Below are 6172 nucleotides of genomic sequence, written 5' to 3'. Positions count from 1 at the left end.
GGCTCGTCGAGCCAGCCGATGCCGGGTCGCGTCCGAAGCCGGGCACGAGACCTACGGCCGCGGTCACCCGGGCCCGGCGATCCCGGACTACCGGCCCTCAGGAGTAGGGCCGAGCGGCCTCAAAACTGCGAAAGTCGAGTGTTCGCGAAACCCCCAAAAGGGGCCGCGAACCGGAGCCTGAAGTCATCTACAGATCGAGTCCGAGGTCAGGGCCGAGTTCGCGGCGACTGCCACGAACTGCGTCCCGACCTCGCTCGTGGGCGAGCGCACGGTCCCTCCAGGTCGCTACGGCCACCTGAAGTTCCTGATATCGCAAGTCGTCGAGCGGGAACGCCGCCCGCGGCAGCCGGTCAATCCTTCCGAGCATCTCGGTGAACACGTTCGCGTCAAAGCCACTGTCTTTCTCGGTGGCGAGATCAAGCAGGCGATCGAGCCCGTAACGATCGACCACTAACAGCAGGTCTGCGAAATCCCGGGCTTCGGCGCGGCCGAAGAGCGCGAGCAGCTTGTCGACAGCAAGTTCCTCGCCCGACAGGAGGGGAAAGCCGGGGCCCTCCTCGGCGGGGAATAGTCGCCATCGCTTCCGAGATCGAGCTCGGTCCGGTCCCGGCCGTCGCCCACGAGCAACCGTGCAAATCCCGAGTGGACGATCACCCGCTCGACGCTCAGGCCCACATGGAGCAGTGCCCGTTCGACGACAGGTACGAGTTGGTCCACAGCGCCAGCGCTCAGACCGAAAAAGTCGAGATCACGCGTTCGGCGGTCGACGTCGCCCCGAACAATGAGAGCTGCGCCCCCGGCCAAGGCGAAATCCTCAGCCTCCGTTAGCCCTCCGACAAGCCGCGCAACCCGCTCCTGCAGTGGGCTCAGCACTCAAGTTCGAATTCGTCCATGTCGGTGAAACCACTCCGACCACGCGGCGCGCACGTACGGGGGAAGCACGAGCTCATCCAGCACGCTCTCCAGCTCCTCGACGTCGACGAAGTAGCGCACATCGTCGTCGGTCCCCTCGCGAAGAACCTGCTCGTAGACACGCAAGCGGTCCTCTCGCCGGTCGAGGTCGTAGGTGATGGATGGCTCACTCCACGAAATATGGAGGGGCAACTCGATGAGGCCAGACGCCTTTACGGACGTGACGTCGTGCAGATCGTCGGGCGTGGCGACCGGGCGCGACGCCGGTCCGAGCCGTGGACTGCGGCTGTGGTCCATGCCCGAAATCATACGGGCGGCGACTACGACCGCCCGTCAGCGTCCCGCCGTGTGGAGACTGCCCTCCTTACCTGTGGAGACCTCATGCCGTCGGAGGTTCCCTCACCTCAGGACGTTTCGCGAACATCCAACCGCGAGATGTTCACGTAACTACGGGCTCTGTGTTCGCGAAACCCCAAAAGGGGCGGCGAACCCGAGCCTGAAGTCATTTTTGGGATCATTCGGTAGCTCGCGGGCGCGTGGAGTGCCTTGGTCAGGAGCCCGAAGCCGAGATTCGCTCGTCAGCGACGCGCGGACGCTTTGCCGATTCCCCGTATGGCGGGATTACTCGGTGTTGCCCCAGCCCCAGGACAGTCATCAGCGCCTCATCCACACCCCAGAGCTCTTCTGGACTGAGATGCCCCGCCAGCCCTCCCAAACGCTGCGCGTCGACCGCGCCGATCTGCTCAACCAGCACTCGGGTAACCGCGCCGTTGATCTCGACCTCCGGGCGAAACGACGCCGGTCGGGCGCTCTGCGACGTCGGTGCCACGATCACCACGGAATGGGGGGCGGAACTCGTCGGCCTGGATAACGATCCCGAAGCGCTCCCCGCGTTGCTCTTGACCAACGCCTTCAGCAATGAGAACCGGTGGACATCACCGCGCAGCACGCATCTGCTCCATTCAGCCGGCGGCCCCGAGCATCTCAGCCCGATCCGCTTCATCCGCCTCCAAAGCCGCAACCTCGGCCGACAACTCAGAACTTCGGCGGCGTCGCTTGGCAGACTCGATGAGAGCCGATCGAATGGCCTCCGAACGCGTCAGGCCCGAGGCTTCAAGCGACCGCAGCGCCAGGACCGCAGCATCGTCAAGCCGCACTGAGATCGCTTGAGCCATATTGGGCGTGTAGCACTATTCGTGATACACGCACGCGCGGGTGCGGCAACCGCCTCAAGAGCGGGTTCGAGCTTCGACCTCCTGGAGCGCTCGGCGTACCAGGACACCGGCCAAGTGGCGGCGGAACGCAGCTGAAGCGTTGAGATCAGAAGGTGGATCGAGGCCTGCCGACGAGAAGTTCGCCGCGTCGCCAGCCGATGCACCCGCAGCCACCGCCTTTTCGACCGTCGATGCACGGACTGGGGTGGTCGCCATGTTGACAAGCGCAATGCCTCCGCCGGCTTGAGCGCCGACGGCGGCCACGCCGACGATGGCCCAGTCCTGGGCTCGTAGGTTGAACTTTTGGTAGGACCAGCCCGCTCCACCCATCTTCGACAGGCGGATCTCGGTGAGAAGCTCGTCGGGACCAATCGCGGTCTCGAGGAAACCGCGGAAGAACTCCTCAGCGCGGACCTCTCGAACGCCAGCCGGGCCGCTGATGACCAGCGTCGCCCCGAGAGCGAGCACGGCTGCCGGGAGATCCGAGGCGGGGTCGCCGTGGGCGATCGAGCCACCGATGGTTCCACGATGGCGGACCTGTGGATCCCCGACGACGCCAGCGACGTGCGCGAGCAGAGGGACCTCGGCCTGAAGCAGCGCGGATCGCTGGACGTCGCAGTGCCGCGTGAGGGCGCCGACCACAACTTGATCGCCGCGGTCATCGATGTAGGCCAGCTCCGGGATCCGGCCGACGTCGACGAGGAGCGAGGGAGAAGCGAGGCGCAACTTCATGAGCGGCAGCAAAGAGTGCCCGCCGGCGAGGATCTTCGCGTCGTCGCCGTGCTCGGCGAGCAGCGCAAGAGCCTCGGCGGCCGAACCCGCTCGGCGGTACTCGAACGAGGCGGGGATCATCGGGACGCCGCCGCAGATGCCGCAAGAACCGCCTGGACGATGTTGTGGTAGCCCGTGCATCGGCACAGGTTGCCTTCAAGGCCGGCCCGAACGCCCGCCTCGTCGAGTCCCGGGTGCTCCGCGATCAGCGAGACGGCCGCCATCACCATCCCGGGAGTGCAGTAGCCGCACTGCAGACCGTGATGCTCTCGGAACGCCTCCTGCATCGGATGCAACGTCCCGTCGGCGTCGGCAAGACCCTCGATCGTCGTGATCGCGCATCCGTCGGCCTGCGCGGCGAGGACCGTGCAGGACTTCACGCTGTCGCCGTCGAGCAGCACGGTGCACGCGCCGCACGACGAGGTGTCGCAGCCAACGTTCGTCCCGGTGAGGCCGACGGTCTCTCGGATGAAATGGACGAGGAGCTGGCGAGGTTCGACGTCATGGTCCTCGACCTGACCGTTCACCGTGACCGTTACCTTCATGGCCGCACTGCCTCGATCGCGAGCCACACGCGTTCCGGCGTGCATGGCATGTCGACGTGACGGACCCCGAGGTACGAAAGGGCGTCGACGACGGCATTCTGTACGGCCGGTGTCGAACCGATCGTGCCCGACTCGCCGATGCCCTTGGCACCGAGCGGATTGCGGGGGCTGTCGGTCTCGGTATTGGAGGCCTCGAAGCTCGGGAACTCGCTTGCGGCCGGCATCGCGTAGTCGATGAGATTGGTCGTCAGCGGATTGCCGTCGTCGTCGTAGCGGACCCACTCGAACAGCGCCTGCGCCACGCCCTGGGCGATCCCGCCGTGCTGCTGGCCGCGGACGAGGAGAGGATTGAGGATGCGCCCGCAGTCATCGACGGCGATATGGCGCCGCAGCGTCACCTTGCCCGTCTCGGTGTCCACCTCGACCACCGACACGTGCGCCCCAAAGGGGTATGTGGAGTTGGTGCCGTCGAAGTCACCTTCGTGACGGAGCGGGCCGGGCGCGAGACCCTCGGGGAGCTGCGTCGCGTCGCGTGAAGCGACTGCAAGCTCCTCCCATGAGATGGTCCTGCCGGGCACGCCCGCGATGTGCAGGCCGCCCTCGCCGGTGACGATGTCCTCAGGGCTGGCCTCCAGCGTGTGAGCGGCGATCTGCTGGGCTCGGACGAGCACGGCCGTGGAGGAGGCGAATATTGCGTTGCCCGCCGTCTGCAGCGAGCGCGACCCCATCGTGCCCGCGCCCCGGGGCACAGCGGCGGTGTCGGAATTGACGAGCCGAATCTGATCCATCGGGATGCCGAGCACGTCGCTCGCGATCATGGCGAACGCGGTGTGGTGACCTTGGCCGTGCGAGCTCGTGCCGACTGCCATCGATGCCGTGCCGTCCTCGTGGACCTCGACGGCGCCGAACTCGACATGGAGGCCGAGCGGAGCGGTCACCTCGACATAGGCAGATACGCCGATGCCCAGTTGCACAGGATCGCCGGCGGCGCGTCGTAGTGCCTGTTCTGTCCGCAACTCCTCGTAGCCGGAGGCGACAAGCGCGGCGTCAAGCGCCTTCGCATACTCGCCCGAGTCGTACGCACCGCCCGTGAGGGTGGTGAGCGGGAAGGCGGCCGGGTCGAGGAAGTTCCGGCGCCGGATCTCCGCCGGGTCGATCTCCAGCTGGTCCGCGGCCACGTCGAGGACCCTCTCGATGAGTTGAGTTGCCTCGGGGCGGCCCGCTCCTCGGTACGGGCCGACGGGAGTGGTGTTCGTCACGACCGAGGTGCCCTGGAAGCGCACCTTTGGGATGTCGTAGACGCCCACCGACATGATCTGAGTGAGCATCGGCAACACGGCACCAAGGAGCGGGTACGCCCCACCCGACGCGAGGACGCTGGCGTCGAGCCCGGTGATCTTGCCTTGTCTCGTCAGTCCCAGCTTGGCGTTCATCGTGTAGTCGCGCCCATGGACGAGCGCCACCATGTCCTCAGAGCGGGTCTCGACCCACTTCACGGGAAGGTTCAGCTGCATCGCCGCCGCTGCGGCGATGAGGTATTCAACGTAGATCGCGGCCTTCGGGCCGAATCCGCCGCCGACCCAGGGGCACACCACGCGCAAGGCTTCCGGCTCGAGTCCGAGCACGCCCACCAGGACCTCGAGCACAGAACGAGGCGCCTGATGCGATACCCAGCAGGTGATCCCCCCGGTCGGCTCGCCCGGCACCATGACGCAGCCGTTCGGTTCCATGGGCACCCCGGCAAGGCGCTGGCTCACCATCTCGACCTCGGCCACGACCGCTGCGCCTTCGATCGGGTCCTCGTCGGTACCGAAGGAGGTAACGAAACAAACGTTGTTCCCGTTGTCGGGGAAGAGCAGCGGAGCGTCGGCACCAAGAGCCGCGGTCTTCGAGATCACGACCGGCAGCGGGTCGATCTCGACCACGACCGACTCAGCGGCGTCGATGCCTTGAGCACGGGTCTCGGCGACGACCGCTGCCACGATGTCACCGACGAAGCGGACGCGGTCGCGGGCGAACGGCGGTCGACTCAAGGACTCCGAGATCATCGGGAAGGATTGGAACGGCGCGAGCCCGAGGTCGTTGCCGCCGGCGTGATAAACGGCCAGTACGCCCGGCATTGCCCTTGCCGCGTCAACGTTGACGGATCGCAATACGCCGTGCGCAATCGACGACCGGACGAAAACGATTCGCACCGCCCCAGGCGGATCGAGATCGTCGAGGTAGTTCCCCGCGCCCGTCAGCAGCGTCGGGTCCTCCAGCCGTACTACGGCGTTACCGAGAATGGAACCCGCTCGAGCCATGACGCCCCCTTGGGATCGTTCTGCGATCACGCTAGGGATGCGCGGTTCGCCCGACAAGGAGTGGGATAGAAAATTCGGGGATGTGCAACTTGACAAACCGATTCCACCACTCTGAGTAGCGCGAAAGCGCAGTAGCAGGGGGGGACGCGGAAGCGGATGGAGCCGAAGCTGATGCTCTTCGACGAGCCCACCTCCGCGCTCGACCCCGAGCTCGTCGGCGAGGTCCTCGCGGTGATGCGGCGCGCCGCTCTCGGCGGGATGACGATGATCTGTGTGACGCACGAGATCGCCTTCGCCCGCGAGGTCGACGATCAGGTCGTCTTCATGGACCAGGGGGTCGTCGTCGAGCGGGGGACAGCCGCTGAGGTCATCGACCGCCCGGCGCACGAACGCACCCGCGCCTTCCTGCGAGCCGTGCTCTAGCGCG

The 6172-nt window shown here is 66.4% G+C and carries 6 protein-coding genes and 1 pseudogene; 2 read left to right on the top strand and 5 right to left on the bottom strand.

Translation table 11 applies throughout. The features are described from left to right. Window positions 1-187 precede the first annotated feature (187 nt). Both VNF07_13735 and VNF07_13730 read right to left on the bottom strand, forming a co-directional pair. A pseudogene (locus VNF07_13735) lies at window positions 188-873 on the bottom strand (nucleotidyl transferase AbiEii/AbiGii toxin family protein). Next, the gene (locus VNF07_13730) at window positions 874-1209 is read right to left on the bottom strand and encodes a hypothetical protein (protein ID HVB07298.1); all 336 of its coding nucleotides are present in this window, start codon (window positions 1207-1209) and stop codon (window positions 874-876) included. 473 nt (window positions 1210-1682) lie between these two features. On the opposite strand from VNF07_13730, the gene VNF07_13725 reads away from it, so the two are divergent. Next, window positions 1683-2072 (top strand): hypothetical protein, encoded by a 390-nt coding sequence (locus VNF07_13725; protein ID HVB07297.1) that lies wholly within the window; start codon window positions 1683-1685, stop codon window positions 2070-2072. Between the two features lie 69 nt (window positions 2073-2141). Here the strand turns inward: VNF07_13725 and VNF07_13720 are convergent, their stop codons facing one another. From VNF07_13720 to VNF07_13710, 3 genes are read right to left on the bottom strand one after another with little or no spacing between them, the layout of a single operon-like run. Then, complete coding sequence (locus VNF07_13720) at window positions 2142-2978, bottom strand: xanthine dehydrogenase family protein subunit M (protein ID HVB07296.1); 837 nt, start codon at window positions 2976-2978, stop codon at window positions 2142-2144. After that, on the bottom strand, window positions 2975-3442 hold the full coding sequence (locus VNF07_13715; GenBank protein HVB07295.1) for a (2Fe-2S)-binding protein: 468 nt from the start codon (window positions 3440-3442) through the stop codon (window positions 2975-2977). The genes VNF07_13720 and VNF07_13715 overlap by 4 nt, the downstream gene beginning before the upstream one ends. Further along, the gene (locus VNF07_13710) at window positions 3439-5775 is read right to left on the bottom strand and encodes a xanthine dehydrogenase family protein molybdopterin-binding subunit (GenBank protein ID HVB07294.1); all 2337 of its coding nucleotides are present in this window, start codon (window positions 5773-5775) and stop codon (window positions 3439-3441) included. The genes VNF07_13715 and VNF07_13710 overlap by 4 nt, the downstream gene beginning before the upstream one ends. 126 nt (window positions 5776-5901) lie before the next feature. Here VNF07_13710 and VNF07_13705 point away from each other — a divergent pair, with 126 nt between their 5' ends. Next, on the top strand, window positions 5902-6168 hold the full coding sequence (locus VNF07_13705; protein ID HVB07293.1) for a hypothetical protein: 267 nt from the start codon (window positions 5902-5904) through the stop codon (window positions 6166-6168). The last annotated feature ends 4 nt before the right edge of the window (window positions 6169-6172 follow it).

It is taken from the genome of Acidimicrobiales bacterium, assembly GCA_035533595.1.
In the GTDB taxonomy this organism is placed as follows: domain Bacteria; phylum Actinomycetota; class Acidimicrobiia; order Acidimicrobiales; family Bog-793; genus DATLTN01.
This window is presented reverse-complemented; position numbering and strand designations above follow the sequence as displayed.

Bases quoted from the DNA above. Each gene is read 5' to 3' on its own strand.
- VNF07_13730 (HVB07298.1), bottom strand. From the start codon at position 1,209: ATGGACCACAGCCGCAGTCCACGGCTCGGACCGGCGTCGCGCCCGGTC.
- VNF07_13720 (HVB07296.1), bottom strand. From the start codon at position 2,978: ATGATCCCCGCCTCGTTCGAGTACCGCCGAGCGGGTTCGGCCGCCGAG.
- VNF07_13715 (HVB07295.1), bottom strand. From the start codon at position 3,442: ATGAAGGTAACGGTCACGGTGAACGGTCAGGTCGAGGACCATGACGTC.
- VNF07_13705 (HVB07293.1), top strand. From the start codon at position 5,902: ATGGAGCCGAAGCTGATGCTCTTCGACGAGCCCACCTCCGCGCTCGAC.